Annotated in this window: 24 protein-coding genes and 1 tRNA gene; 13 read left to right on the top strand and 12 right to left on the bottom strand. The window is 65.4% G+C overall.

Features of this window, described 5'->3' with window-relative positions; translation table 11 throughout:
- Window positions 1-71: 71 nt before the first annotated feature.
- Window positions 72-1,007 carry a carbohydrate kinase family protein gene (locus JY500_RS02960; protein WP_172201022.1) on the top strand — a complete coding sequence of 312 codons (936 nt, stop codon included), beginning with the start codon at window positions 72-74 and terminating at the stop codon, window positions 1,005-1,007.
- A gap of 95 nt (window positions 1,008-1,102) precedes the next feature.
- On the opposite strand, the gene ftsX is transcribed toward JY500_RS02960, so the two are convergent.
- From ftsX to ftsY, 3 genes are read right to left on the bottom strand one after another with little or no spacing between them, the layout of a single operon-like run.
- Window positions 1,103-2,020: a permease-like cell division protein FtsX gene (gene ftsX, locus JY500_RS02965; protein WP_206255027.1), complete on the bottom strand. Its 918-nt coding sequence runs from the start codon at window positions 2,018-2,020 to the stop codon at window positions 1,103-1,105.
- Window positions 2,017-2,673 carry a cell division ATP-binding protein FtsE gene (locus tag JY500_RS02970; protein ID WP_172201016.1) on the bottom strand — a complete coding sequence of 219 codons (657 nt, stop codon included), beginning with the start codon at window positions 2,671-2,673 and terminating at the stop codon, window positions 2,017-2,019. Before JY500_RS02970 ends, ftsX begins: the two co-directional genes overlap by 4 nt.
- A 25-nt stretch (window positions 2,674-2,698) precedes the next feature.
- A complete protein-coding gene (gene ftsY / locus JY500_RS02975) occupies window positions 2,699-3,829 on the bottom strand; it encodes a signal recognition particle-docking protein FtsY (RefSeq protein WP_206255028.1) in 1,131 nt (376 codons plus the stop codon).
- Window positions 3,830-3,996: 167 nt separating this feature from the next.
- Between ftsY and rsmD the strand changes: the two genes are divergently transcribed.
- Genes rsmD through JY500_RS02990 form a run of 3 tightly spaced genes read left to right on the top strand, consistent with a single transcriptional unit; the run spans window position 3,997 to window position 5,296 of the window.
- A complete protein-coding gene (rsmD, locus tag JY500_RS02980; protein WP_172201011.1) occupies window positions 3,997-4,536 on the top strand; it encodes a 16S rRNA (guanine(966)-N(2))-methyltransferase RsmD in 540 nt (179 codons plus the stop codon).
- Window positions 4,533-5,027: a pantetheine-phosphate adenylyltransferase gene (gene coaD, locus JY500_RS02985; protein ID WP_172201009.1), complete on the top strand. Its 495-nt coding sequence runs from the start codon at window positions 4,533-4,535 to the stop codon at window positions 5,025-5,027. The genes rsmD and coaD overlap by 4 nt, the downstream gene beginning before the upstream one ends.
- Window positions 5,028-5,044: 17 nt before the next feature.
- Complete coding sequence (locus JY500_RS02990; protein ID WP_172201007.1) at window positions 5,045-5,296, top strand: YfhL family 4Fe-4S dicluster ferredoxin; 252 nt, start codon at window positions 5,045-5,047, stop codon at window positions 5,294-5,296.
- A 66-nt stretch (window positions 5,297-5,362) separates the two neighbouring features.
- Here JY500_RS02990 and JY500_RS02995 read toward each other — a convergent pair whose 3' ends face one another.
- Both JY500_RS02995 and mutM read right to left on the bottom strand, forming a co-directional pair.
- Window positions 5,363-7,327, bottom strand: a complete 1,965-nt coding sequence (locus JY500_RS02995; RefSeq protein WP_172201005.1) for a dynamin family protein — start codon at window positions 7,325-7,327, stop codon at window positions 5,363-5,365.
- A gap of 160 nt (window positions 7,328-7,487) precedes the next feature.
- The gene (gene mutM, locus JY500_RS03000; RefSeq protein WP_206255029.1) at window positions 7,488-8,300 is read right to left on the bottom strand and encodes a bifunctional DNA-formamidopyrimidine glycosylase/DNA-(apurinic or apyrimidinic site) lyase; all 813 of its coding nucleotides are present in this window, start codon (window positions 8,298-8,300) and stop codon (window positions 7,488-7,490) included.
- Between the two features lie 92 nt (window positions 8,301-8,392).
- Between mutM and JY500_RS03005 the strand changes: the two genes are divergently transcribed.
- The 8 genes from JY500_RS03005 (at window position 8,393) to ychF (ending at window position 15,247) form a co-directional block, all read left to right on the top strand.
- Window positions 8,393-10,126: a tetratricopeptide repeat protein gene (locus tag JY500_RS03005; RefSeq protein WP_206255030.1), complete on the top strand. Its 1,734-nt coding sequence runs from the start codon at window positions 8,393-8,395 to the stop codon at window positions 10,124-10,126.
- Window positions 10,123-10,695, top strand: coding sequence for an outer membrane lipoprotein LolB (locus JY500_RS03010; RefSeq protein WP_206255031.1), 573 nt, complete (start codon window positions 10,123-10,125; stop codon window positions 10,693-10,695). The genes JY500_RS03005 and JY500_RS03010 overlap by 4 nt, the downstream gene beginning before the upstream one ends.
- Window positions 10,692-11,558 carry a 4-(cytidine 5'-diphospho)-2-C-methyl-D-erythritol kinase gene (ispE, locus tag JY500_RS03015; protein WP_206255032.1) on the top strand — a complete coding sequence of 289 codons (867 nt, stop codon included), beginning with the start codon at window positions 10,692-10,694 and terminating at the stop codon, window positions 11,556-11,558. Before JY500_RS03010 ends, ispE begins: the two co-directional genes overlap by 4 nt.
- A gap of 19 nt (window positions 11,559-11,577) precedes the next feature.
- Window positions 11,578-11,654 (top strand) — tRNA-Gln (locus JY500_RS03020).
- A gap of 127 nt (window positions 11,655-11,781) precedes the next feature.
- On the top strand, window positions 11,782-12,735 hold the full coding sequence (locus JY500_RS03025; protein WP_172200991.1) for a ribose-phosphate pyrophosphokinase: 954 nt from the start codon (window positions 11,782-11,784) through the stop codon (window positions 12,733-12,735).
- Between the two features lie 91 nt (window positions 12,736-12,826).
- Entirely contained in the window at window positions 12,827-13,423 is a 597-nt protein-coding gene (locus JY500_RS03030) for a 50S ribosomal protein L25/general stress protein Ctc (RefSeq protein ID WP_172200988.1), read from the top strand.
- Window positions 13,424-13,469: 46 nt separating this feature from the next.
- Entirely contained in the window at window positions 13,470-14,060 is a 591-nt protein-coding gene (gene pth, locus JY500_RS03035) for an aminoacyl-tRNA hydrolase (RefSeq protein WP_206255033.1), read from the top strand.
- 95 nt (window positions 14,061-14,155) lie between these two features.
- Window positions 14,156-15,247 carry a redox-regulated ATPase YchF gene (gene ychF, locus JY500_RS03040; protein ID WP_172200982.1) on the top strand — a complete coding sequence of 364 codons (1,092 nt, stop codon included), beginning with the start codon at window positions 14,156-14,158 and terminating at the stop codon, window positions 15,245-15,247.
- A gap of 150 nt (window positions 15,248-15,397) precedes the next feature.
- Here the strand turns inward: ychF and JY500_RS03045 are convergent, their stop codons facing one another.
- Complete coding sequence (locus JY500_RS03045; RefSeq protein ID WP_172200979.1) at window positions 15,398-15,751, bottom strand: hypothetical protein; 354 nt, start codon at window positions 15,749-15,751, stop codon at window positions 15,398-15,400.
- A 152-nt stretch (window positions 15,752-15,903) separates the two neighbouring features.
- Window positions 15,904-17,787, bottom strand: coding sequence for a sensor domain-containing diguanylate cyclase (locus tag JY500_RS03050; protein ID WP_206255034.1), 1,884 nt, complete (start codon window positions 17,785-17,787; stop codon window positions 15,904-15,906).
- A 56-nt stretch (window positions 17,788-17,843) separates the two neighbouring features.
- Here JY500_RS03050 and gluQRS point away from each other — a divergent pair, with 56 nt between their 5' ends.
- On the top strand, window positions 17,844-18,794 hold the full coding sequence (gene gluQRS / locus JY500_RS03055) for a tRNA glutamyl-Q(34) synthetase GluQRS (RefSeq protein ID WP_246479772.1): 951 nt from the start codon (window positions 17,844-17,846) through the stop codon (window positions 18,792-18,794).
- Window positions 18,795-18,800: 6 nt separating this feature from the next.
- Here gluQRS and JY500_RS03060 read toward each other — a convergent pair whose 3' ends face one another.
- The 5 genes from JY500_RS03060 to asnB are packed head-to-tail and all read right to left on the bottom strand — an operon-like array spanning window position 18,801 to window position 25,227.
- The gene (locus tag JY500_RS03060) at window positions 18,801-19,841 is read right to left on the bottom strand and encodes a glycosyltransferase family 9 protein (protein ID WP_206255035.1); all 1,041 of its coding nucleotides are present in this window, start codon (window positions 19,839-19,841) and stop codon (window positions 18,801-18,803) included.
- On the bottom strand, window positions 19,838-20,908 hold the full coding sequence (locus tag JY500_RS03065; RefSeq protein WP_206255036.1) for a glycosyltransferase family 9 protein: 1,071 nt from the start codon (window positions 20,906-20,908) through the stop codon (window positions 19,838-19,840). Before JY500_RS03065 ends, JY500_RS03060 begins: the two co-directional genes overlap by 4 nt.
- The gene (locus JY500_RS03070) at window positions 20,905-22,230 is read right to left on the bottom strand and encodes a hypothetical protein (protein WP_206255037.1); all 1,326 of its coding nucleotides are present in this window, start codon (window positions 22,228-22,230) and stop codon (window positions 20,905-20,907) included. The genes JY500_RS03065 and JY500_RS03070 overlap by 4 nt, the downstream gene beginning before the upstream one ends.
- Window positions 22,231-22,256: 26 nt before the next feature.
- Window positions 22,257-23,381 (bottom strand): glycosyltransferase family 9 protein, encoded by a 1,125-nt coding sequence (locus JY500_RS03075; protein ID WP_206255038.1) that lies wholly within the window; start codon window positions 23,379-23,381, stop codon window positions 22,257-22,259.
- Window positions 23,374-25,227 carry an asparagine synthase (glutamine-hydrolyzing) gene (asnB, locus tag JY500_RS03080; RefSeq protein WP_206255039.1) on the bottom strand — a complete coding sequence of 618 codons (1,854 nt, stop codon included), beginning with the start codon at window positions 25,225-25,227 and terminating at the stop codon, window positions 23,374-23,376. Before asnB ends, JY500_RS03075 begins: the two co-directional genes overlap by 8 nt.

The raw sequence follows: 25,227 nt of genomic DNA on the forward strand, positions 1-25,227 counted from the left end.
TCAGCGAATCGCACGGCGATGATTGCCCTCGTCCGCCTTAGAATCGCGGCTTTACAAAGTTTGGAGCCGCCATGTCCGTCCTTATCTGCGGATCGATTGCTTACGACACGATCATGGTGTTCCAGGATCGCTTCAAGAAGCACATCCTGCCCGACCAGATCCACATCCTGAACGTTTCCTTCCTCGTGCCGGACATGCGGCGCGAGTTCGGCGGCTGCGCCGGCAACATTGCCTACGCGCTGAAGCTGCTCGGCGGTGCGCCGCTGATCATGGCCACGGCGGGTGAGGACGCCGCGCCGTACCGCAAGCGCCTGGCCGACCTCGGGATTCCGGATACGCATGTGCGCGAGGTGCCGGGCAGCTACACCGCGCAAGCCTTCATCACCACCGATCTGGACGACAACCAGATCACCGCCTTCCACCCCGGCGCGATGAGCTTCTCGCACCAGAACCATGTGGCGGATGCGGCCGGCGTGAAGCTCGGCATCGTCGGGCCGGACGGTCGAGACGGCATGCTGCAGCACGCACGCGACTTCCACGCCGCGGGCATCCCCTTCGTATTCGATCCGGGCCAGGCGATGCCGCTGTTCTCGGGCGAGGACTTCCTGCAGTTCCTCGACTGGGCGACCTGGTGCACCGTCAACGACTACGAAGCACACCTGCTGTGCGAGCGCACCGGTCTCACGCTGCCGCAGATCGCGGCCAAGGTACAGGGGCTGGTTGTCACGCGCGGCGGCGAAGGTTCGGACATCTTTGCTGACGGGCGCGAGACGCGCGTACCGGTGGTGCCGATCACCGCGATCGCTGATCCCACCGGTTGCGGCGATGCCTACCGCGGCGGGCTGCTGTACGGGCTATCCAACGGTTGGTCGCTGGAGAAGGCGTGTCAGCTTGCAAGCGTGATGGGCGCTTACAAGATCGAAGTTCGCGGCCCGCAGAACTACGCGCCGACGCGCGATGAGATCGCGGCGCGGTTCGAGAAGGCCTACGGCGCACGGCCGTTCTGATCTGCTATAGGCAGTAACAAAAAAGGCCGGGCGTTTGCACCCCGGCCTTTTTTACGTGCTATCGATTTCGCAGCCTCGGGGCCGTGCAGCCGGGTTCAGTCGTCACCGCGCTCACCGGCCGCATGCAGATGCCGGCGAACCGACAGCGCGGCGCCGAGCCAGCCGAGCAGGCTTGCGAAACCGATCAGCACGGTTACGCCGAGGAGATCCGGACCGCCGAGTTCGAGCGGGATGCCGTAGGACTCCGCGAGTCGGGTGGCGGGCCCCTGCATCAGCGCCAGGATGCCGAGCAGCAGCCCCCAGGCGGCGAGGCCGCCGAGCGCGCCTTGTAGCGCACCGAACCACAGGAAGGGGCGGCGCACCCATTGTTGGGTTGCGCCGAGCAGCAGGCTGACGCCGATCTCGTGCCGCTGCGTCAGGATCTGCAGCCGGATGGTGTTGAAGGTGACGATGACCAGCGCGGCGCCCAGCAGGCCGGCCAGTGCACCGACCGCCGAGTGCACAAGGCTTACCAACGCTGCCAGCCGCTGCACCCATTCGGTGTCGAGTTGCACATGCGCGACGCCGGGCAGTTTGCGGAAGCTCTCGGCGAGGCGTGTGAACTCGGCGGGTGCGTCGCTGTGCGGGGTGATGATGAAGGCGTCGGGCAACGGATTCTCACCGAGCGCGCGGGTTACGTCGCCCAGGCCGCTGCCGCTTGCCAGCTGCTTGAGCGCTTCGTCGCGCGGAACGAAGCGCAGGCCGGTGACGCCTTTGTCGCTGCGCAGCGCACGTTCGACTGCGGCGACCTTGGCCTTGTCGGCGCCCACTTCCATGAAGAGGCTGATCTCGGGTTGGCCGGACAGGCCTTGTGCAAGTCGGGCGACGCTGTCGGCAAGCACATAGCCCAAGGCGGGCAGCACCAGCGCGATGGCAACCACGAGCACCGATAGCAGGGTGCCGAGCGGGGTATGGGTGAGGCGTTTGACGGCGCGCGTCAGCGCGATGCCGTGGAGGGCGAACCAGCGGGTCATGCGCTCACCAGCCTTCCCTTCGAGAGTTCGATGCGGCGCGGCGCGCGATCGGCGAACAGGCGTTCGTCGTGGGTCGCGATGATCATCGTCACGCCGGCTTCGTTGTAGTCGCGGAACAGCGCAGCGATGTCCTGCGCATAGGCCGCATCGAGGTTGGCGGTTGGTTCGTCCGCGATCAGCATGGTCGGGCGATTGACGATCGCGCGCGCGATCGCGACGCGTTGTTGTTCGCCGCCCGAAAGCGAAATCGGCATCGAACGTTCATGCTGTGCCAGGCCGACGCGCTCCAGCGCCGCGCGGACACGCGCCTTGGCGTCGCGTACCGGCATGTCGGCGAGGATCAGCGGCAGCATCACGTTGTCCAGCACGTTACGGTCGTAGAGCAGGCGGCTGTCTTGCGTGACGAGGCCGAGGCTGCGGCGCAGGTAGGGAATCGCCCCGGCCGACAAGCGACTCACGTCCTGATCGTTGATCAGCACGCGGCCGCTGGTGGGGCGCTCGAGTACCGGCAGCAGCTTCAGCAGGGTGCTCTTGCCAGCGCCCGAGTGGCCGCGCAGCACGACCAACTCGCCGCGCTCGATGCGCAGGTTGATGCCGATCAGCGCTTCGTACCCGCCGGGGTAGCGCTTCGAAACGTTGTCGAACTGGATCACGCGGCGCGCTCCTGGCTGTGATCGGCTACTTGGCAGGCGCGGCGTCGAACAGCGCCTCGACGAATTCGCGCGCCACGAAGGGCTGCATGTCGTCGATGCGCTCGCCCACGCCGATGAAGCGGATCGGCTTCGGGTTGGTACGTGCGATGGCGGCGAGCACGCCGCCCTTGGCGGTGCCGTCGAGCTTTGTCACGACCAGTCCGGTGACGCCAACCGCCTTGTCGAAGGCGGCCAGTTGCGCCAGCGCGTTCTGGCCGATGTTGGAGTCGAGCACCAGCAACACTTCATGCGGCCCGGTCGGGTCCGCCTTCTGGATTACGCGACGCACCTTGGCGATCTCTTCCATCAGGTGCAGTTGCGTAGGCAGGCGGCCGGCGGTGTCGGCCAGCACGATGTCGATGCCGCGGGCGCGTGCGGCGTTGATGGCGTCGAACACGACGGCGGCCGGGTCGCCGCCATCTTGCGAAATCACCGTCACATCATTGCGGCGGCCCCATTCCTGCAGTTGCTCTCGGGCGGCGGCGCGGAAGGTGTCGCCCGCCGCAAGCAACACGCTCTTGCCTTCGGCCTGGAAGCGCTTGGCCAGTTTCCCGATCGATGTGGTCTTGCCGGAGCCATTCACGCCGGCCAGCATGATGATCGTCGGCTTGTGGGTGTGGATGTCGAGCGGCTGCTGCAGCGGCGTCAGCAGGCCTTCGAGCAGTTCCATCAGTACGCCCTTGAGCTGCTCGCCGGTTTCGAGCTTGTCGCGCTTCCAGCGCTTGCGCATTTCGTCGATCAGGTACTGCGTCGCGTCGACACCGCAGTCGGCCGTGAGCAGGGTGGTCTCGATCTCGTCGAGCAGTTCGTCGTCGATCTTGCGCCGTGAGAACAGGTCCGACATCACGTCGCCGACGTCGGCGCCCAGTGTCGGGCCGACCGCGGCGTTCAGCTTCGCGCGGGTCTTCGACAGGCCGTCGCGCAGGCGCGCGGCCCAAGAGCGTGCGTCCGCCGGCGCGCTGTTCGTCTCTGGCGCAGCGGCCGGGGCGGTTACCGTTGAAGCAATCGGCGCGGCTTCAACCGGCGCCACTTCCGGGGCCGTTGCGGGCGCTGGCGCGGCAGGGCTTGGCTGCGGCGCAGCGCTGTCGGCGGGTTTCTTCTTGAAGAAATCGAACATGGGAGCTTCCGTGGATGCCGGGTGCGCGAGTGGCGCGCAAGCCCGTGTGCCGCTAATATGCTGCGCCCGCAGTAGCCTGCAGAGGCTGCGCCGGCAGGAAAATTCGACCCAGAAGTCTAGCAGATGCCCCCCATCCATCCTGAGTTTGCGGTGTCCGGAGCTGCCCGATGAGCCAATTGCGCATCGTGGGCGGCCAATGGCGTTCGCGCCGCCTGCAGGTGGCGGATGTGCCGGGGCTGCGACCAACGCCCGACCGGGTGCGCGAAACCTTGTTCAACTGGCTGGGGCAGGATCTCGATGGCTGGTCGTGCCTGGATCTGTTCGCCGGGAGCGGGGCGCTCGGCTTCGAGGCGGCTTCGCGCGGTGCTGCCCATGTGCTGCTTGTTGAGCGCGACCCGGCTGCGTATGCTGTCCTGCAGCAAAACGCCCGCCTGCTTGGGGGCGAGGCCTTGGTATGCCAACGTGGCGACGCGCTGAGGTTGGTCGACACAACACCACGCCGCTTCGATCTGATCTTCCTTGATCCACCGTTCCGCCAGCAGTGGCTGGAGCGGCTCGCGCCGAAGCTCGAACGGATGTTGGCCGATGACGGCTTTGTGTACGTCGAAGCGGAATCGCCGGTCGAAACCCTGGGTGGCTTGCGTGCCGTCAAGGCCGGCAAGGCCGGACAAGTTCACTATCAACTACTGCAACGAGGCGACGCATGAGGGAACGCGTAGCGGTTTATCCGGGAACGTTCGATCCGCTGACGCGCGGTCATGAAGACCTCGTGCGGCGCGCTTCGCGCATGTTCGAGAAGGTCATCGTCGCGGTCGCAGACAGCCGCGGCAAGCGGCCGATCTTCGAACTGGACGAGCGGGTCCAGATCGCGCGCGAGGTGCTCAGCGGCTATCCGAACGTCGAGGTCGACGGGTTTTCCGGCCTGCTGCTGGATTTCCTGAAGAAGCAGGATGCGCGCATCGTGCTGCGCGGCCTGCGTGCCGTGTCGGACTTCGAATACGAGTTCCAGATGGCCGGGATGAACCGCCGGCTGTATCCCGAGGTCGAATACGTGTTCCTGACACCGGCCGATGAGTTCATGTTCCTGTCGGCGACGATGGTGCGCGAGATCGCACTGCTCGGCGGCGATGTGAGTCAGTTCGTGCAACCGGCCGTGCAGGCGCGGTTGAGAGAGAAGATTAGCGCCCTGCGAGGGTAAGGAAGAGGTAAGAAGCCATGGCTTTGATGATCACTGACGAATGCATCAACTGCGACGTGTGCGAGCCCGAGTGCCCGAACAACGCGATTTCGCAAGGTGCCGAAATTTATGAAATCGACCCGAACAAGTGCACCGAGTGCGTCGGTCACTACGACGAGCCGCAGTGCCAGCAGGTCTGCCCGGTCGACTGCATCCCGCTGAATCCGGAACGCGTTGAGACCAAGGATCAGCTGATGGACAAATTCCTCAAGTTGACCGCGCAGAAGTAAGCGCCGGTGCAGCAATAGAAACGGGCGGCCTTGGCCGCCCGTTTGCGTTTCCGGCTACCGCACTGATCAGGCGGCGCGGGCGGGAGCCTCGGCTTCGGCCAGATCGCCGGTGATGCCAATTGCGGCGGCGATGCCGCGCTCCAGGCGGGTCAGCTCGGCCATCTGCTGCAGCAACCCGCGCTCGGCCTGATCGAGCTCCGCGATGCGCTCTTCCAGCGTGCCGGTGGCCTCGTGGATGCGCTTGACGCTTTCAAGCCGGCGCTTGAGCTGGATCTGATACTCGCGCACCTGTGTTTCGAGCGGGCTCATCACCGCGCGCAGCCATTGGTCAACGTCGCGGTTGGCCATTTCGAAGGTGCGGCGGGCTTCCAGCGCAATCGTGTCGAAGAAGCGTTGCGTGACCGTGCCTTTGCGGTGCAGCACCATCGCGCCGACGGTGTTGAGCTGCTGGTTGAAGGCGGCGCGCAGGCGCTCGATTTCCTTCTCGTAGCGCAGCGTCGAGAAGCTCGACGGCGCGGCGAGCTTGAGGCCGTGCTCGATGGCGAACTTCTTGTACATCGTGTCGAGCATGCGCTGGATCTCGCCGACCTCGTCCGAAGACTTGCGCAGGTTGCCGCGCAGCTGATCGAAGAAGCTCTCCATCGCCTCGCGCAGCCCGCGCGAGAAGTTCGCATCCAGCATCGCTTCACGCGTGCGCCGGGTCTCGTGGCGAAGGGCGTCGAGGCCAAGGTGTGCGTAGAGGTTGTTCGACAGGCTGGTGAACACGCTGCGCGTTGCGTGGTACTTCTGCAGGCCTTGTTCGAACTCGGTCTTCTCGGCGCGTACCTTGCGCATCATGTACTCGATGACGCTGCGGTTCTTGCCGCGCAACTCGGAGAGTTCGCGCACCTGCTCCTGAACGCCGCGCAAACGCGCATTCAAAAGCTCGCGGGTGCGGCGGATGATCTCGCCGGTTTCGCCGCGCGCGTTGTCGCGCACGATCTCTTGGCGCGTCGGCAGCAGCTCGCTGGTCAGCGCGCTCTCAAGTGTTTCGACGCGGCTGCGGTCGAGCAGGTCCGGGTCGCGCGTCACCTTGGCGAGCAGCGCCTTCTGGGCCGAAACCGGGAATACCTGGTTCTCCGGTACCGACAGTGTGCGCGCCACGCTGGTGACCTGGCCGCGGATCTCGTTGTCGATCTGCGATTCGGAGCGGATGCCGTCCCACAGGCTGTCGATCTTGTTGAGCACCACCACGCGGCCGCGCTGCTGCGCCTTGCCGGCAACGATGTGTTCTTGCCAGACGGCCAGATCGCTCTGCGTGACGCCGGTATCCACGGCAAGAATGAACAGCACCGCGTGCGCGTTGGGCAGCAGCGAAAGCGTCAGCTCGGGTTCGGAGCCAATCGCGTTCAGGCCCGGGGTGTCGACCACGACGAGACCTTGCTTCAGCAACGGGTGCGGGAACTGGATCAGCGCATGGCGCCAAGCCGCAATCTCGACCTTGCCATCTTCTTCGACCCGCGTGCCCTTCTTGCCGCTCGGATCCACCGCGAAGCCGAGGCGCTCCGCCTCGTCCGGCGCGACGCGCTTGGTCTCGCCAACGCGTGCCATGGCGCGCTGCATGCTCTCGGTCGATTCAACATCGATCGGGACCGTGATCCATTCTTCCGGGTGGCGTTTGAATTCCTGAACGCTGGCGCCGCGTCCGCGCGTTTCGATCGGCAGCAGGCGGATCGACGGCGACTGGCCGTTTTCCCACTGCAACTCGGTCGGGCACATGGTGGTGCGGCCGGCGGAGGAGGGCAGGATGCGGTCGCCGTAGTCGGCGAAGAACACTGCGTTGATGAGCTCGGACTTGCCGCGCGAGAACTCGGCGACGAAAGCGACGGTGAGCTTCTCGTCGCGCAGGCGCTCGAGCAGGTAGCGCAGGCGCAAGTCGGTCTGGGCGTCGCCGACCTCGTTGCGGGTGAGCCAGGTTTTCAGCTGCGAAATGGACTGGCCGACGCTGTCGCGCCACTCTGAAAACTCGGAGAAACTGTCAGTCAGGTTCATACCCGCTCCCGGGGGTGGAGATCAGCCGCCAGCGGCCCGCGCCGACGATCAGCGCCTGGATTTTGACGAATTCCTCAAGCATAACGAAATTCAGTCCGGCTGGGCGGGCCGCGGCCGACGAACGGTAATCGGCTGCGCGGGTGCTCGCGTGCGCGCTAATTCAGTGCTGGCACACCGGGCACCAGAAGGTGCTGCGCTGGCCCATCACTTGCTGCCGGATCGGCGTTCCGCATTGCCGGCAGGGCAAGCCTGCACGCCCGTAGACGAAGGCTTCCTGTTGAAAATAGCCGGGCTCGCCGTCGCTGCCAACGAAATCGCGCAGCGTCGAACCGCCGGCCTGGATCGCCGCGCGCAGGGTGTCCTTGACGGCCTCCACCAGTCGCTCGCAGCGCGCAGCGGAGATTCGCCCGGCCGGCGTACTGGGCCGGATGCCAGCGCGAATCAGGCTTTCGGATGCGTAGATGTTGCCGACGCCGACCAGCGTATGGGCATCCATTAGGAAGAGTTTGATCGCGCTGCGCCGCCCTCGCGTAGCTCGATACAGCCAGGGGCCGCTGAAGGCGCTGGAGAGCGGCTCAATGCCAAGCGGTGCAATCAGTGGGTGCGTGTCGATCGGCGCGACCCACCAGTCGATCACGCCGAATCGTCGTGGGTCGTGATAGCGCAGCGCGTGCGCGCCGAACACGATGTCGACATGGTCGTGCTTGCGCAGCGGCGCATCGGGCGGCACCACCCGCAGGCTGCCCGACATGCCGAGGTGAATCAGCACGGTGCCCGCCGGGGCGCTCAGCAACAGGTATTTCCCGCGGCGGGTGACCGATGCGATCGTCTGCCCCGGTAACTCGGCAGCCAGTTCGGGCGGGACCGGGCGACGCATGCGTGCCTCGCGCACAGCCACCGCGGTGACGGTGCGGCCCTCGACATGCGGCGCGATGCCGCGACAAGTGGTTTCAACTTCAGGCAGTTCGGGCATCGAGGGGTATCACGGCAAGCTGATAACATCGGACGAACGCATGTTACTTCCGACTGTCCCAGATGACGCCTACCCGGATTGGAGTTTCCGCCATGTCGCCGCGCCCGTTGCTGAAAACCGTTTCGCGCCTCGTGCTCGGGCTGTGCCTTGGCGCCGGCGTGTTCGTGGCGCGTGCCGACGAGCCCGCGGCGACACAGTCGGCGCCTGCTCAGAGCCCCGCAGCAGAGCAGGCGAGCGCCCTGACGCCACAAGTGCTGTACCAGTTTCTGCTGGCGGAAATTGCTGGCGCGCGCGGCAATCTGGAGCTGGCGTCGCAAGGCTATCTGGACCTGGCGCGAAAAACGCAGGATGCGCGCATCGCCCATCGCGCCGCAGAGATCGCCCTCTACGCACGCCGCGTACCGGACGCCCTTGAGGCTGCACGCCTGTGGAACAAGTTGGAGCCGGATAACCTGCAGGCGGTGCAGATGCTCGCCGGTTTGCTGGCCGGCGGCATGGGGCAGCTCGATGAATTGGAGCCGCAGCTCGCACGCATTCTGGCAAAAAGCCCAGAGGGCCCGGCGGGACTGCTGATGGCGCTGAATGGCACCTTGCAACGCTACCCGGACAAGGCCGAGGTTCGGCGCAGCGTGGATCGGCTCACGGAGCCCTATCTGAAGTTGCCCGAGGCTAACTTCGCGCGTGCGCATGCGGCGTTCAATGCAGGCGATGCCGATGCTGCGCTGGCCTCGCTCGACGCTGCGCTGGTGCGCAAGAGCGATTGGGAGCCGGCGGCGCTGCTCAAGGCGCAACTGCAGCAGCAACAGGGGCGAACCAAGGACGCGATCGCCTTCCTCGCCGCCTTCCGCAGCAAGCAGCCGCAGTCGGTTGATATCCAGCATGCCTATGCCCGTTTGCTGGCCGCTGATCGGCAGTACGACGCGGCGCGGGTGGAGTTCGACAAGCTGGTGACGCTGGCGCCGGACAACGGCGAGATCGGCTACACCCGGGCCTTGCTGTTGCTGCAGGCGGGTGACGCGAATGCGGCGGAGGCTGAATTCAAGCGCCTGCTGGTGCTCGGCAAGCCCGACCCGGATACGGTCCGGATGCAGATTGCCCAGATTCAGGAGGAGCAGAAGCGGATTCCCGAGGCGATTCTGTCGTATCGCGCGATCACCGGCGGTGCGCAGCGCAACTCGGCCTGGATTCGCGCAGCCCTCTTGCAGGCTCGCGGCGGCGATCTGGCTGGGGCGCGCAGCGAACTCGCGCGCCTGCGCGCTGCCGAGCCGAAGGAAGCAAACACCTTCCTGCTTGCCGAAGCGCAGATCCTGCGGGAACTCGATCGCGCGGCCGAGGCCTATGCGCTGCTCGATGCCGCGATTCGCAAGCAGCCTGACCAGACCGAGCTGATCTACGACCGCGCGTTGCTGGCCGAACGCCTGGGCAAGTATGACGAAATGGAGCGCGATTTGCGCCGCCTGATCAAGCTCAAGCCCGACGAGGCGCAGTCCTACAATGCGCTCGGCTATTCATTTGCGGATCGCAACATCCGTCTTGCAGAGGCCAATACACTGATCCGCAAGGCGCTTGAGCTGGCGCCGGACGATGCGTTCATCCTCGATTCGATGGGCTGGGTGCTGTATCGAAGCGGCAATCTGGAATCCGCTTATGAGCATCTGAAGCGGGCGTTCGAGGTGCGGCCGGATCCGGAGATTGCCGCGCATATTGGCGAGGTGCTGTGGATGATGGGGCGCCAGGACGACGCCCGTAAGACCTGGCAGGACGCCCTTGCCGCGCATCCTCAGAATGAGGAACTCGCGAAGGTCATCAAACGTTTCACACCATGAGCTTCGGGCGTCGCATCGCCGCCGCGTTGGGTCTGGTCGCGGCGGCGCTTCTCAATGCTTGTGCCACGGCGCCGCAGCAGGCGCCGCTTCGCGCAGGCGACTATTCGCTGAGCGGCCGCGTGCTGGTCAGGCAGGCCAGCCGCGCCGACGTACTGCGTCTGAACTGGACGCACCTTGGCATGCGCGACACGGTGCGTCTTGAAACGCCGCTGGGGCAGACGGTCGCAGAGCTGCAGCTCGATCCGCAACGCGCGCATGTTCAGCTCGGCGATGGGCGTGCCTTCGAGGCTGCGGATGATGTCGCGCTTGCCGAGCAGGTGATCGGTGTGCCGCTGCCGCTGCGCCAGTTCTCCGGCTGGCTGCGTGCCGAGCCGGGCGCCAGCGCTGTCGCGATCGAGCGGGATTCCGACGCGCGTATCGTGTCGATGCGCGATAGCGGCTGGCTCTTGAGTTATTCCGGCTACGGCGCGGTGGAATCCGTCGCCGGCCCGAGCCTGATCGAAGCCAGGCAAGGAGATGTGGTGGTGCGCGTCAAGATCGAATCGTGGTTGCACGGAGTCGTGGAATGAGTGGTGTGGATGTGCGCGGCCGTGTCGCGCGAGTGCCGGCGCCGGCGAAGATCAATCTGTTTCTGCACGTGGTTGGCCGTCGCGCCGACGGCTATCACCTGCTGCAGAGCGCCTTCCGCCTGCTCGACCGCAGTGACTGGATCACCCTGACGGTTCGCGATGACGGCAAGATCAATCGCCTGTCCGAACTCGCTGGCGTCCCTCCCGAGCAGGATCTGGTCGTACGCGCGGCGCGCCTGCTTCAGCAGAAAGCGGGCGTCGCACTCGGCGTGGATATCGAGGTCGAGAAGCGTCTGCCGATGGGCGGCGGGCTCGGTGGCGGCAGTTCGGATGCCGCGTCGATCCTGCTTGCGCTCAATGTGCTGTGGGGCGTCAATGCCGAGCGCGAAACCTTGCAGACCTGGGGGCTTGAACTCGGCGCGGATGTGCCGTTTTTCATCTTTGGCCGCAGCGCGTTTGTCGAAGGTGTGGGCGAACGGATGCAGCCGCTCGACCTGGCGCCGGCTTGGTATGTTGTGGTCGAGCCCGGCGTTCAGGTGCCAACCGCTGAAATTTTTTCCGCCGAGGATTTGACAAGAAATACAGAACCCACCATAATTGCGAGCTTTCCGGGATCACCAACGCGGAACGATCTTCAGCCAGTCGTATGCCGCCGCTACCCTGCGGTTGCTCAAGCGGTTGAAATGCTCGGCGCGATGGGAGATGCCAGAATGAGCGGTTCTGGCGCCTGTGTGTTCCTGCCTTGCGAGAGCGAGGCCGAAGCGCAGGCAGTGCTCGCAAAGCTGCCCGCCGAAGTGGTGGCGTGGTCGGCGCGGGGGCTGGACTGGCATCCGTTGCACGATTGGGCGGGTCCGGCGCGGTAGAGCAGCAGTAAAGGTTTCTTGGGGAGTCGCCAAGTTGGTCAAGGCACCGGATTTTGATTCCGGCATTCGAAGGTTCGAATCCTTCTTCCCCAGCCAAACACAGCGGGCAGGCCTAGGCCTGCCCGCTGTTTTTCTGTCGGTTCCCGGAACCGGCGGAGAGCGGTTGATCCGGTGCGCGCTGTGCGCTTCGGGTGCTGAAATCTCCAACGCATAGGGGTCGGTCATGGCTTTCGGCAGCCTGATGGTCTTTACGGGTAACGCCAATCCGAAGCTGGCGTCTGATGTGGTCAAGCGCCTTGGTATGTCGATCGGCGCGGCCACCGTGGGTCGGTTCTCCGACGGTGAAGTTAATGTCGAATTGCTCGAAAACGTCCGCGGCAAGGACGTGTTCATGCTGCAGTCGACGTGCTATCCGACCAACGACAACCTGATGGAACTGCTGGTCATGACCGATGCGCTCAAACGCGCGTCGGCCGGCCGTATCACTGCTGCGATTCCGTACTTCGGCTATGCCCGCCAGGATCGTCGTCCGCGCAGCGCCCGTGTTCCGATTACCGCCAAGGTCATCGCCAACATGCTGCAGGCTTCGGGTGTGCAGCGCGTGCTGACGGTCGATCTGCATGCCGACCAGATCCAGGGCTTCTTCGATATTCCGGTCGACAATATCTACTCGACCCCGGTGCTGCTCGACGACCTCGCGCGTCATCGTGGTGACGACCTGATGGTTGTCTCGCCCGACGTTGGCGGTGTGGTGCGTGCGCGTGCCTACGCCAAGAAACTCGAGTGCGATCTGGCGATCATCGACAAGCGTCGTCCGAAAGCCAACGTTTCCGAAGTGATGAACATCATCGGTGACGTCAAGGGCCGTACCTGCGTGATCGTCGACGACATCGTCGACACCGCCGGCACGCTATGCAAGGCAGCCCAGGCGCTCAAGGAAAATGGCGCGAAGAAGGTGCTCGCGTACATCACGCACCCGGTGCTGTCGGGCGCGGCGGTGAGCCGGATTTCCGAATCTGATCTGGACGAGTTGGTCGTTACGGATACGATTCCGCTGCGTGAAGATGCACGCGGCTGCAACCGTATCCGCCAGATCTCGATCGGCTCGTTGTTGGCCGATACGATCATGCGGATCAACAACCAGCAGTCGGTCAGCTCGCTGTTCACCGACGAGTAATCAGTTTTCCGGACATGGGGTGCGGGTGACCGCGCCCCATGTCTTTAACCCGCCATCGTCTGGTCGCGGACGAGGCAAACGGAGTATCACCATGCAATTCGTTATCAAGGCTGAAAAGCGCGTCGAACAAGGTACGGGTGCGAGCCGCCGCCTGCGTCGCGCTGGCAAGGCAATCGGCATCATCTACGGTGGCGACAAGGCCCCGGTTCAGATCACGATGGATCACAACGATCTGTTCCACGCCATGCGCAAAGAAGCTTTCCACGCTTCCGTGCTGACGATCGAAGTCGAAGGCGCCAAGGAAACCGCAGTGGTGCGTGACACCCAGTGGCACGCTTACAAGCAGCAGATCCTGCACGTGGATTTCCAGCGCGTGGATGCCACCCACAAGATGCACACCAAGGTGCCGCTGCACTTCGTCAACGCTGACATCGCCCCGGGCGTCAAGCTCGAAGGCGGCATCGTGTCGCACGTGATGAACGAAGTGGACGTCGAGTGCCTGCCGGGCAACCTGCCGGCCTTCATCGAAGTCGACCTGAAGGATCTCGCCTCGGGCGCTTCGATCCATGTGTCGGGCCTGAAGCTGCCGGAAGGCGTGAAGGCTGTCACCCACGGTGACCCGGTCGTCGCGACCATCATGAAGACCAAGGGCGGCAGCGAAGCGGCCGAAGGCGAAGCCCAGGCCTGAGCCTGAGCGAGGCCAACCCGTAGTCGAGGCCGGAGACTGGAGACGCATGACGCAAGTCGCGCCGAAACTGGTGGTCGGCCTCGGCAATCCGGGGCCCGAGTATGTCGAAACCCGGCACAACGCCGGGTTTTGGTTTTGTGAGCTGCTCTCGCGCGAACTCGGTGTGTCGCTGTCGCATGAGTCGCGCTTCCACGGTGTCGTGGGCAATGCCCGCGCGGCCGGCATGTGGATCCTGCTGCCGCAGACCTACATGAACCGTTCCGGGCAGGCGGTTGGCGCACTGGCGCGTTTCTATCGAATCCAGCCCAACGAGATTCTCGTTGTGCATGATGAGCTCGACATCCTGCCGGGGCAATTGAAGCTCAAGTGCGGCGGTGGAAATGGCGGTCACAACGGCCTCAAGGATATCCAGGCGCATCTCGGTACGCCGGACTTCTGGCGCCTGCGGATTGGCATCGGCCACCCGGGCGACCGCAATCAGGTGGCGAACTTTGTGCTCCACCGGCCGTCGCGTGATGAGCAGACCCTCATCGACGAATCGATCGGCCGTGCGCTTGATGCCTGGCCAAAAATGCAGGCTGGTGAGTGGGAGCGTGCCACGGCGGCCGTGAATACCAAACCGAAACCCAAGACCTGAGCGCGCATTTCGCGGGCCCATGCTCAAGCGTGGGGCGGCGAAATTCGCGTCCCGACCCGCGTGATGCGCGGTTCGCTTTTGAAAGAGTTGAAATCATGAGCCTCAAGTGCGGCATCGTCGGTCTGCCCAACGTTGGCAAGTCCACCCTCTTCAACGCGCTGACCAAGGCGGGCATCGCGGCCGAGAACTATCCGTTCTGCACCATCGAGCCGAACGTCGGCATTGTTGAGGTCCCGGATCCGCGTCTCGCGCAGCTTTCCGCGATCGTCAAGCCACAGAAGATTCAGCCCGCGATCGTTGAGTTCGTCGACATCGCCGGCCTGGTCGCTGGCGCTTCGAAGGGCGAAGGCCTTGGCAACCAGTTCCTCGCGAACATCCGCGAAACCGACGCGATCGTGAACGTCGTGCGCTGCTTCGATGACGAGAACGTGGTGCATGTGAATGGCCGCGTCGACCCGATCGCCGACATTGAGACCATCGTGACTGAACTCGCACTGGCCGACCTTGCTGTGGTCGAGCGCACGCTCAAGCGCGACACGAACAAGGCCAAGGCGGGGGACAAGGATGCACGCAAGCTGGTCGCGGTGCTTGAGCAGGTGTTGCCGCACCTGAACGAGGGGAAGCCGGTTCGCACGCTCGATCTGTCCGACGACGACAAGGTGTTGCTCAAGCCGCTGTGCCTGATGACGATCAAGCCGGCGATGTACGTCGGCAACGTGCTGGAAGACGGCGCTGAAAACAACCCTTACCTCGACCGCCTGCGCGAGCATGCAGCCAAGGAGGGGGCTCCGGTCGTCGCGCTGTGCGCGAAGATCGAGCAGGAGCTGGCGGAGCTGGAAGACGAGGACAAGATGGCCTTCCTCGCCGATCTTGGCTACGACGAGCCGGGTCTCAACCGCCTGATTCGCGCCGGCTACGATCTGCTGGGCCTGCAAACCTACTTCACCGCAGGGGTGAAGGAAGTGCGCGCGTGGACGATCCACAAGGGCGACACCGCACCGCAGGCCGCTGGCGTGATCCACACCGATTTCGAGCGGGGTTTCATCCGCGCCCAGACGATCGCCTTTGACGATTTCATCGCCTACAAGGGCGAGGCGGGCGCGAAAGAGGCGGGCAAGATGCGCTCCGAAGGCAAGGAATACGTCGTCAAGGATGGTGACGTGCTCAACTTCCTGTTCAACGTCTAAGCACGACTTCGTCGCCAGCACTTGGCGGCGCCGAAGAAAGCCCCGCACGGCACACCGCCTGCGGGGCTTTTTGTTGGTGCGATGGGGTGGATGACGCTGCGGTGCTTCCGATGTCCGGCGTGCAGCATGGCAGGCGTGCCGCGCGCGCCCTCAGTCTTCCTGATCCTCGAGCGCGGCTTCGAGCTCGTCGAAACGGTCTTCCAGCCATTCCTCTGCTGCAGCGGAATTGAGCCAGTCGCGCAGGGCGTCCTGATCAGCGGCCGGCCAGTTGCAGCGCTCGCTACCCATATCGGCGGCGACCAGGCCGGTGGCGCTGGGCACGCCCGGCTCCTTGGCGCCGACGGTCGGGATGAACTCGACCAGATCGATCAACGGCAACAGGTCACGCGGGTCGTGAACCGTGCTCCGGATCTCGTTAAGGGTTTCCGGGTCGGCTGCGAGCACCCGTTCAAATACGCTGTCAGCGGATAGGCCGATCCGGCGGCCACTTGGTAGTTGCGGCACAGAATGCCTCCTGATGCAAAAGACAAAGGGTATCCCGATTCCGGTGCGGGATCGTCGGGGCGAGCAGCGGGATGACCTCCCTGCATGCCGGATGGTGAATGGAGGGCGCTTTCGCGGCCGCTATCGCGATGCGCGTATGAGTGACGACCTTCTCAGTTGTCCGCTGGCGCGCTGGCGAATACTGCACTGCGGCCGCCCAGGGTTTTCGCGCGATACATGGCGGCATCGGCGCGCTGCATCAGCAGTTCGCCCCCGCCGGCATGCGTCGGGTAGAGCGCGATGCCGATCGAGACACCCAGAAGGTAGTCACGCTGGTCTGAAGTAACCGGTTCGCGCACCGCCTCCAGAACTTTGGCCGCCACGGCTTCGGCTGCCTGCGGGCCGTCGACTTCGGGCAGCAGGATGACGAACTCGTCGCCCCCGACCCGGGCGACCGTGTCGGAATCGCGCACGGCGAGGCGCAAGCGATGCGCGATCGTGGCGAGCACGGCGTCGCCGACGGCATGACCATCGGAATCGTTGATGATCTTGAAGTCGTCCAGATCGAGCAGCATCAGCCCGACCAGGCCATCGCGCCGCTTTGCCTGCGCGATCGCTTGTTCCAGCTGGTCTGCCAGCAGGCGGCGATTGGGCAGACCGGTGAGCGGATCGTGGTAAGCAAGGTGGCGGTAGCGTTCTGCGTTGCGCATTCGATCGCTGATGTCGCTGGCGATGCCGTGGTAGCCGGCGAAGTGACCGTCCTCGTCAAACACCGGGTTGCCGCTGGTGGAAAACCATAGCCGGGTGCCGTCCGAGCGCGTGACGTAGAACACCAGATCGCGGAAGGGCTCATGCGCTTCGAGCTGTTCCTTGTGCTTGGCCCATTGTTCGGGTGCGATGCCTTCGATCTTGGCGACTTCCCAGCGCCGCTTGCCGATGCAGTCCTGCAACGCGGCGCCAATCCGCTCCATGCCGGCGCCGGAGAGATGGGTGAAGCGCAGGTCGGCGTCCTGCTCCCAGTACAGGTCGGACGACATCGAGATCAGCCGGCGGAAGCGTTCTTCGCTGATGCGCAGCGCGGTCTCGGTCTCGAGCCGCTCGGTGATATCCGAGCCCATCCACACCATACCGGCCTCCGGGTGCGTAGCACTCACCGGCATACCCGTCATTTCGGCGCGGAACGCACTGCCATCCCGCCGCCGCATGGGTGCCACGTAGGTGTAGGGGCGCGCCTCCCGGAAGGCGTGCAATGCCGCTTCGCTGTGCTGCGACCAGTCGTCCGCATTCAGATGCCAGATCCACATTGGACTGCCGACCACGTCTGCCGCCGGGCAGCGCATCTGTTCGAGGAAGCGCTGATTGCATTTGACGATATGCGGCCCCCGTACGAGGACGATCGCCTCGGCGGCGGTATCGAAGATCACCTGCTGCTCGCGCGCAAGCGCTTCGCTTTCAAGCCGGCGCTGAAGCGTGCCGACCAGGATGCGATTGAAGGCGCCGTGCAGGCCGAACAGCAGCAGCAGGTAGCCGAGCAAGCCCCAGCCGGCGAGTGGTAGCGTGGGTGGCGGCTGAATCATCAGCAAGGCGACGGGTGGTGCAAGGCTGGGCAGGACGATCGTGAAGAAGCTCATGCGGCTGACGGCCTGCGTGCCGGCGCTGGCCAGGGCCACTGTCATGACGATGAGGATCACGGTTCCCAGTATGACGAGGTCGTCAGGGCGGGCGACAAAGAAGATCGTGATGCCCCAGCCGAGTCCTGTCAGCGCATTGCGCGCGTGATAAAGCTGTTCGAGGCGTTCGGCCCGCAGCGGCTGCAGATCGGGGGCGCACATCACGCGGTGGAAACCAAGTTGCGACAACACCAGAACCGCCATCACCAAGGCCCAGGCGGTGGTCGCGAGGGCACCGGCGGTTGGCCACAGCGTTGCCGCCATCACCACTACTGCAATCACGCCGCCAAGGCTTGCCACGCGGCAACTCTCGCCAAGCAGCGCAACGCGCTCGATCAGCAGGCGCTGTTCGAGGGGCGTGTCGGGGGAGGAGGTGTCGGTGACCATGCGTGGGGGTGATACAGTCCGGCCGCAAAGTATGCCGCCTGCCGCCAGGCTCGAAAATGTCCGTTATGTACCCGTTTGCGCCTGCCATCACACCCATCGGCCGATTTGCGCCGTCGCCGACCGGTCCGCTCCATTTCGGCTCGCTGGTTGCCGCCCTCGGCAGCTGGCTGGATGTGCGATCGCGCGGTGGGCGCTGGTTGCTGCGGATCGAGGATGTCGATACGCCCCGCATCGTGCCTGGGGCCGATCGCGCAATCATCGCAGACCTCGCTCGCTTCGGCCTCGAGTGGGATGGCGACATCGTCTGGCAGAGCCAGCGCGGCGACCGCTACGAGGCCGCGCTTGACCGGTTGCGTGCGTTGGGCTTGGTGTATCCGTGCGCGTGTTCGCGCAAGGAAATCGCTGATTCGACAACCGTACGCGCACGCGACGGCGCTCTGCGCTACCCCGGAACGTGTCGGGGCGGGTTGGCGCCAGGGCGCGAAGCTCGCGCCTGGCGGGTGCGCACAACGCCCGGCGAGATCTGTTTTGATGACGCGCTGCAGGGGCGGGTTTGCGAGGATATCGAACACGAGGTCGGCGACTTCGTGCTGCTTCGCGCCGATGGGGTCTGGGCCTATCAGTTGGCCGTGGTTGTGGACGACGCCGAGCAAGGGGTCACGGAGATCGTGCGCGGAGCCGATCTGCTCGATTCCACCCCGCGACAGCTCTTTCTGCAGCAGCTGTTAGGTTATCGGCGTCCGGACTATCTGCACCTGCCCGTCGCCGGCAATCAGGCTGGCGAGAAGCTCTCGAAGCAGACGCTTGCGTTGGCGGTGGCCGAGCAACCGGCGCCGCAGGCACTTACGGACGCCTTGGCCTTCCTCGGCCACGCGCTGCCGCGCGAGCTGCGCGGTGCGCCGGTAAGTGTGCAGCTTGAATGGGGACTCGCGAACTGGTCACGCGCGCACCTGCCGCGTAGTGCAATGGCGCCTGCGCCGGCCTGGAGCGCCGTTCAGCGCAGCTGACGTTACCTACGCGGACGTCAGCTCGCGCTTGGGTAATTTGCTCAGTGCGAGAATGGTCCGCTCCGGTTCAATGCCGGCAACGCTGGCCTCGGGGCCGCACAGCAACTCGTGGGCGATTTGCCACGGATACCAGTGCTTGGTCTTGAGCGGTGAGTTCTCGAACAGTGCGACCATGGGCAGCCCTGCGGCAGCGGCGAGGTGCAGCGCGCCACCGTCGGCGCCGACGAAGGCGTGACAGCGTGAGAACGCGGCGACGAGTTCGCGCAGCCCATGCGTCGGGCACGCGACGAACGGGATCTGTTCGAGTGCAGCAGCGATCTCGGCGGCAAATGCATCGTCACCCGGATGGCGCGGATCGTCCGCGGCGCCGGGCGACCAGAACAGCACGATGCCCCAGCCGGCATACGCTGCGGCGTGCGCGAGCATGATCCAGCGCTCCGCGGGCCAACGTCGCGTGGCTTCGCGGGCGGACAAATGCAAGGCCAGGCGCGGGCGTTTGCCAAGCGCGGCGAAACGCGCTTCGGCGTTTGCGGCCAGCGCGACGTCCGGGAACACCTGCAAGGGGCCGGGCGAAGTCTTCACACCCAAGGGCACCAGCAACTGCGCAACCGCCTCCACCTCATGGATCAGCGGATCGGGGGGCGGCAAGGCGACATCCGGCTGGCGGGCACGGCTGTCGGGGCTCGCGAAGCCGATCGTGCGCGCAACGCCACATTGCCGCGCGAGACGCAGGCCGTGCTTGTCCCACGATGATTTGCCCAGGATCGCGACATCGAAGCGCTCGCGGCGGATTGTGTGCAACAGCTTCGCACGCGCCCACACTGCGCCGAATGCGCTCTGCCCTGCCTCACGATGCTTGAGCTTGGTGTAGGCATAGACCGCATCGAGATGCGGATTGTCGGCGAGCACGTCGGCGTTGTACGAATTGACCAAGGCAGCCAGGCGCGCGTCGGGAAACGCGTGGCGCAGGGCTGCGATGGCCGGCGTCGTGCAAACCAGATCGCCGATGTTGTCGCGGCGCACGACAAGAATGCTGCGCGGTGTCATTTCAGTACGCCGCGCGTGCGAGCCCGTGCGTCGATCGCCGGGCGCAGACGTGCCAGCGCTGCCAAAGCTTCCGGCGCGGTCACGTCGGCCACTTCAAGGCTCGTCGGTTGCAGGATTTCATGGGCGACACCCCAGGGGTGCCAGCGCGTCGCATCCGACTTGCCAAACAGGGCCGCGATCGGGAGACCGAGCGATGCGCCCAGGTGCATCGCGCCACCGTCGCTGCAAAGCATGCCGTCGCACACCGAAAGGCCCGCCATCAGCTCGTCGAGGCTGTTGCTGGGCCACGGCAGCATCGGGAAGTCGGCCCCGAGGGCGGCGATGATCTCGTTCGCCTTGCCGTCGTCGCCTGGGTGCATCGGGTTGTTCTCGTCGCCAGGCGACCAGAACAGCATGAACTGCAAGTCGCCTGCGCCCCCCAGTGTCCTCAGCGTGTCGATGAAGCGTTGCGCCGGCCAGCGTTGGCTGGGCAGCCGCGCACTGATATGCACTGCCAGCGTGGGGCGCGCGCGCGACCAACGTTGCTGGCGCAGCGTACGTGCTGCGGCAGTGGTGGCTTCGGCATCTGCATTCACCACAAGTGGCCCCGCACTGTCGGTGATGCCCAGCGGCGTCAGCAACCGGAACAATTCTTCCACCTCATGTTCCGGTCGGCGTTCGACAGGGATGCCCATGTCGATGTGGCGCGCCCAGGGCTTGCCGGCCTCGGTGAAGCCGACCACATGCTTAGGCTGGATCAGGCGCGCGAGTCGCACCGGGCGCGGCATGCAGCCGCAGTTCGCAAGCACCACGCAGTCGTAGCGGCGCCGCCGGAGGCGGTACATCAGGCGCGCGCGCTTCCACAGCACCCCCAACGCCGATTCGCTGCCGCGCACGCGGTGGTGTGTCTTGGTGTAGGCGAAGACCTCGTCCAGATCCGGGTTGCGCGACACCACCGGCAGGTTGTAGCTCGTGACCAGCGCATCGATCCGGGCATCGGGGAAGCGCGTACGCAAGGCGTGAATCAGCGGCGTGGTGCAGACGAGGTCGCCGATGTTGTCACGGCGGATGACGAGGATGCTCTTCATGCCTGTTGGGCCTTGTTGGTGTGGGCGAGCGCCAGCAGCAGACCGGCGATGAGCATGAACTGCTCCAGCATGTGGTCACGCACGATGCCATCGATGAAGGCGCGGCTCGCATAGGAGACGACGAACAGCAGCAAGGCGAGGCCGGCGGCATCGCGATCGTCCCGCCAGCGCCGCAAACCGGCTGCCGCCAGCGCGACAAAGAAGGCGAGTAGCAGCAGGCCGCCGGGGATACCGACGCCAACGGTGAAATCGAACACGCCTGCATGACCGTGGCCGGTGGTGACCCATTTGCCGTAGTCGGCCCGCAGCGCATTGCCGAAGGCGTTGCGATCGTAGCCTACGCCGAGCGGATGTCGCGCGATCTCGGTCAGAAGGCCTTTCATCCAGGCGGTGCGCATGTAGGCCGAGTCGTCGACCGGCAGGCCCTGTGCGTTCAGCGGCAGCGGGGTTTGCTCCTGTGCGAGCCAAGCCTTCTGGTGTTCGATGTCGAGCCCGATCGCGACTGAGGTTGCGAAGCGGGCCCAGCGCGCGTCGTGTTTCACGTTGATCGCGATGCCGCTGGCGAGCAGTACCGCCGCCACGGCGACCAGCGCAATGGCGCGCAGTCGCGTCTGGCGCGGGCGGGTTGCGATGAATGCGCTGGCCGCAATTACGCCGAGCAGCAGCAATATCGGCAGCGCATTGCGCGTCATCGTTGCAACCGTAAGTGCGGTGGCGGCGATCAGTGCAAGCGCGCGTAGCCAAACCGGCCCGTTCACCAGACCGCGGCCGCGTGCGGAATAGGCGACTAAGTCGGCCAGTTGCAGCGCGACCAATGCGGTACCCAAGTAGCTGGCCAGATCGCGGGAGCCGATCCGGGTGGTTTGCAGCAGGATCTGGCCCGCCGGCGCCGGCAGATCCCACGGTTTGTAGATCACCTGGAAGATCAGATAGATCAGGTAGGCGACGACCGTGGCGCCACCCCAAGCCGACACGCGATTCGGCTGGGTTCGCCAGCCCGGCCCCTGGCCGAGCGCAACGCCCAGCGCGAAGATTGGCACCGCCTTGAACCACTGGGCCGCTTCATGCCACGCGCGCCCCGGGTTCCAGGCGAGCACCGCGCAATGCAGTGCGATCCAGGCTGTGAGCGCGAGCAGCGGGATTGCGACGCTGCGTTGTCGCAAGCAGGCGCTGAGTTGCGAAAAGTCCGGTTTCAGCAGCAGCGCAAGCACCAGCAGCAAAGCCAGCAGCGCGTTGCGGGCGGCAATCACATCCGGCACCGACCACAAGAAGAGCAGGGCCGCAAACGCGGCGAGGCTGGTGGTTTCGATGAAACGCTGCATCGTCGAAGGGTTTGCGTCCGGTGCCATCATGGTTGAGCGCGACGTCCGTTTGCGAGGAGGGTTTCAAGGCTGACCCGGACCGTATCGAGCGACACTGCGCGGATGCACTTTGGATTGCCGCATTGTGCCGGCGTGCGCCAGCACTGGCGGGCCCAGGGCAGCGGTTTTTCGAATACCGCCTGCTGGTTACGGCATGCGATATCCGGCTCCCAGAGTCCGGCGTAGGGCATGTTGCGCCAGAACTCGCCGGCGCCAAACAACACCGGCGAACCGGGGCCGAACAGCGTGACAGTGGGTGTGCCGGCGAGTCGTGCGAGATGGGCGATGCCGGTGTCCGGGCAAAGCAGTACCTGCGCCTTGGCAAGCAATGCCCAGTACTGCGCGAGGTCGAGCGTGCCGGCGTAACGCGGGCATCGCTGCGCCGGGTCGACCTCGTTGATCAATTTCTCCTCGCCACGCCCGCATGCGAGTACCACGTTCAGACCTTGCCCCTGCAAGTAATCAATGGCTTCACGCCACCGTTCGACCGGCCAGAGTTTGTGCGGGCTGCTGGCACCGAGGTGGATCACGGCGTAGGGCTCGATTGGTCGGGCGAATTCACGCGCAACGGGCGCGGGCCAGTCGCCAACGCGATAGGGCGGCGGCGGGTCGCCGTCCACCAGCGTCGCGGCAAAGTCGCCAAAAGCGGACGGTGCAACTGGCAGCGGACGGAATTCGGTCACCGGCAGGTTCTTGCGCCAACGCGCGTCCCCGGCAAAGGCGACGATGTGCCGTGCCCCCGCTGCCGCCGCCAGCCAAGAGAAGCGGTTGTCGGCTGGCACCACGGCCAGGTCAAACGGGCCGCTTGCCCGCAGCCGCGGTAGTGCCGCAGCGTCGCGCAGATCGAAACCGAGGGCTTCGACATCCCACGGTCGCGTCGCGAACAGCGGCAGGAAGCTTGGCGGGCAGGTCAGTACGATCTGCGCGGCCGGGTAGCGCGCACGCAGTTTGGCGATCAGTGGTGCGAGCATCAGCGTGTCGCCCAGCAGCAGCAACTGCGCGATCAGGATGCGTCGCGGGGTGTCGCCGCCCGCGGGGGCGATGCGGTTGTGCAACACGGTTGGCAGTGCGCGCAGCACCGTCAATGCGCGCACAAAGCCGCGGCTAGCCATGAATGGCGCTCCGCAGCCGACCGAGTTGGCGCAGGCTCTCGTCGAGCATCAGCAACTGCAGCAGCCCCTCGGAGAGGCTGCCGTCCTTGCGCCAGGCCTCTACATACTGTTCGATTGCCGCGGCATCAAGCTGGCCATCGCTGGCGTGGGACAAACGCGCGCCGAAGCCGGGCAGCCGGGCGGCGAGGCCCTCGCGCACCAGCGCGCGGATCGGCGGGTTGAAGCCGCGCTTCTTCATCGTCAGCAGGCCGAGCGATTGGCAGGGCGGGCAGCGCCCGGCGAGCCAGGCCTTGGCCGGCTGCGTGAAGCGTTGTCCGCTTGGCAGGCTCGCCAGCGATTCGACAAAGACATGGTCGATCAGCGGCGCGCGACCCTCGAGGCCGTGCGCCATGGTGGTCAGGTCGGCCTTGCGCAGGATGTATTCCGGCAGGTAGTTCAGGCGGTCCAGCTCCAGTAGCATACCGAGCGGATCGGTGTTGCCAATCTCGGCGGCACGCCAGCGATGTGCTGGAACGCGGCCGAGTACCGGCTGCAGGCCCTCGCGCTCGGTGGCGGAGAAACCGGAGAAGCGCAGCGACCAGGCGTCTGGCCACGACAGAGAGGCTTCTAGGCGCAGGCGTTCGGCTTTGCCGGGCGTTACGTTGCCGGCCGGGCGCAGCGCCGCGGCCGCCGGCAGATGGCGCCGCCAGGCGGAGCGAAGATGTTGCCGGTAGCGCTTGTAGCCCGCAAACATCTCGTCGCCGCCATCGCCACACAAAACCACCTTGACCGACTTCGAGACCTCGCGCGCGAGCGCCCAGGTCGGGAAGGCCGAGGGGTCCGCGAAGGGTTCGTCGAGGTCGGCGACGACCTGTTCGAAATCGCCGGACACATCGCTCGCCATGGCGATGCGGTTGTTGGGCAGACCCAGCGACGCGGCGATCTGCGCGGCGAGCGCGCTTTCGTCCATCGCCGCGTCGTCAAAGCCGGCGGTGAAGCTCTCGATGTTGGTATAGCCCTGCAGCGCGAGCCGGCTGGCGACGACCGACGAGTCGATGCCGCCGGACAGGAACACGCCCACGGGGCGATCGGCCACGGTGCGCAGGCGGACGGCCTCGTCCAGCACTTCGGCCGGGTCGCGGCCGTTGGGTGTCGGCTGCCAGTAGCGGCGCTTTGTCAGGCGGCCGCTGGCGAGGTCGAACTCGATCCGATGGGCGTTCTCCAATCGCCGGATGGCGCGGAACACCGTGCGCGGCGCCGGGATCGTACGATGGGCGAGGTAGGCGTCGATGCCTTCCGGGTCGAAATCGCGTTCGGCCGGCGGCACTGCTGGCAGCACGCTGCGCACCAGAGAGCCGAAGGCGAGCGTGCGGCTCGCTTCGTCATGGTGATAGACCATCGGCTTGAGGCCCATGCGATCACGTACCAGATGCAGCGTGCCGCTGCGCAGATCCAGCAGTGCGAAGGCGAACATGCCGCGCAACTTCGGCAGCAGTGCTTCGATGCCCCAGGCCTCGTAGCCGCGCAGGATGAACTCGGTATCCGAGGTGGTGCGGAAGGTTGCGCCCTGTGCTTCGAGCGCGCGGCGCTCGTCTTCCCAGCCGTACACCTCGCCGTTGTAGCAAATCCACAGGCTGCCGTCGGCATTACCCATCGGTTGGTCGGCTTCCGGCCGAGGATCGCGGATCGACAGCCGTGCGTGCATCAACGCGCGCTGCGCGCCGGCGGGTTCGCTGCCGCGTTGGCCGTCGCGCCAGCACACGGCGTGGTTCGCATCCGGGCCGCGCCGCGCGATCGCGGCAAACATGGCTTCGGCCGCGGCGCCGCTGAGCGGCCGGGTGCCGAAGTAGCCGGCGATGCCGCACAT

Origin of the sequence: Niveibacterium microcysteis (assembly GCF_017161445.1) — a bacterium.
Taxonomy (GTDB): domain Bacteria; phylum Pseudomonadota; class Gammaproteobacteria; order Burkholderiales; family Rhodocyclaceae; genus Niveibacterium; species Niveibacterium microcysteis.

Coding starts and splice junctions, on each gene's coding strand:
- JY500_RS02995 (WP_172201005.1), bottom strand. CDS start 7,327: ATGAACCTGACTGACAGTTTCTCCGAGTTTTCAGAGTGGCGCGACAGC.
- JY500_RS03070 (WP_206255037.1), bottom strand. CDS start 22,230: ATGCAGCGTTTCATCGAAACCACCAGCCTCGCCGCGTTTGCGGCCCTG.
- JY500_RS03065 (WP_206255036.1), bottom strand. CDS start 20,908: ATGAAGAGCATCCTCGTCATCCGCCGTGACAACATCGGCGACCTCGTC.
- JY500_RS03060 (WP_206255035.1), bottom strand. CDS start 19,841: ATGACACCGCGCAGCATTCTTGTCGTGCGCCGCGACAACATCGGCGAT.
- ftsX (WP_206255027.1), bottom strand. CDS start 2,020: ATGACCCGCTGGTTCGCCCTCCACGGCATCGCGCTGACGCGCGCCGTC.
- JY500_RS02960 (WP_172201022.1), top strand. CDS start 72: ATGTCCGTCCTTATCTGCGGATCGATTGCTTACGACACGATCATGGTG.
- JY500_RS03050 (WP_206255034.1), bottom strand. CDS start 17,787: ATGGTCACCGACACCTCCTCCCCCGACACGCCCCTCGAACAGCGCCTG.
- JY500_RS03075 (WP_206255038.1), bottom strand. CDS start 23,381: ATGGCTAGCCGCGGCTTTGTGCGCGCATTGACGGTGCTGCGCGCACTG.
- JY500_RS03030 (WP_172200988.1), top strand. CDS start 12,827: ATGCAATTCGTTATCAAGGCTGAAAAGCGCGTCGAACAAGGTACGGGT.
- mutM (WP_206255029.1), bottom strand. CDS start 8,300: ATGCCCGAACTGCCTGAAGTTGAAACCACTTGTCGCGGCATCGCGCCG.
- ychF (WP_172200982.1), top strand. CDS start 14,156: ATGAGCCTCAAGTGCGGCATCGTCGGTCTGCCCAACGTTGGCAAGTCC.
- JY500_RS03010 (WP_206255031.1), top strand. CDS start 10,123: ATGAGCTTCGGGCGTCGCATCGCCGCCGCGTTGGGTCTGGTCGCGGCG.
- JY500_RS03025 (WP_172200991.1), top strand. CDS start 11,782: ATGGCTTTCGGCAGCCTGATGGTCTTTACGGGTAACGCCAATCCGAAG.
- rsmD (WP_172201011.1), top strand. CDS start 3,997: ATGAGCCAATTGCGCATCGTGGGCGGCCAATGGCGTTCGCGCCGCCTG.
- JY500_RS02990 (WP_172201007.1), top strand. CDS start 5,045: ATGGCTTTGATGATCACTGACGAATGCATCAACTGCGACGTGTGCGAG.
- gluQRS (WP_246479772.1), top strand. CDS start 17,844: ATGTCCGTTATGTACCCGTTTGCGCCTGCCATCACACCCATCGGCCGA.
- JY500_RS03005 (WP_206255030.1), top strand. CDS start 8,393: ATGTCGCCGCGCCCGTTGCTGAAAACCGTTTCGCGCCTCGTGCTCGGG.
- pth (WP_206255033.1), top strand. CDS start 13,470: ATGACGCAAGTCGCGCCGAAACTGGTGGTCGGCCTCGGCAATCCGGGG.
- coaD (WP_172201009.1), top strand. CDS start 4,533: ATGAGGGAACGCGTAGCGGTTTATCCGGGAACGTTCGATCCGCTGACG.
- ispE (WP_206255032.1), top strand. CDS start 10,692: ATGAGTGGTGTGGATGTGCGCGGCCGTGTCGCGCGAGTGCCGGCGCCG.
- asnB (WP_206255039.1), bottom strand. CDS start 25,227: ATGTGCGGCATCGCCGGCTACTTCGGCACCCGGCCGCTCAGCGGCGCC.
- ftsY (WP_206255028.1), bottom strand. CDS start 3,829: ATGTTCGATTTCTTCAAGAAGAAACCCGCCGACAGCGCTGCGCCGCAG.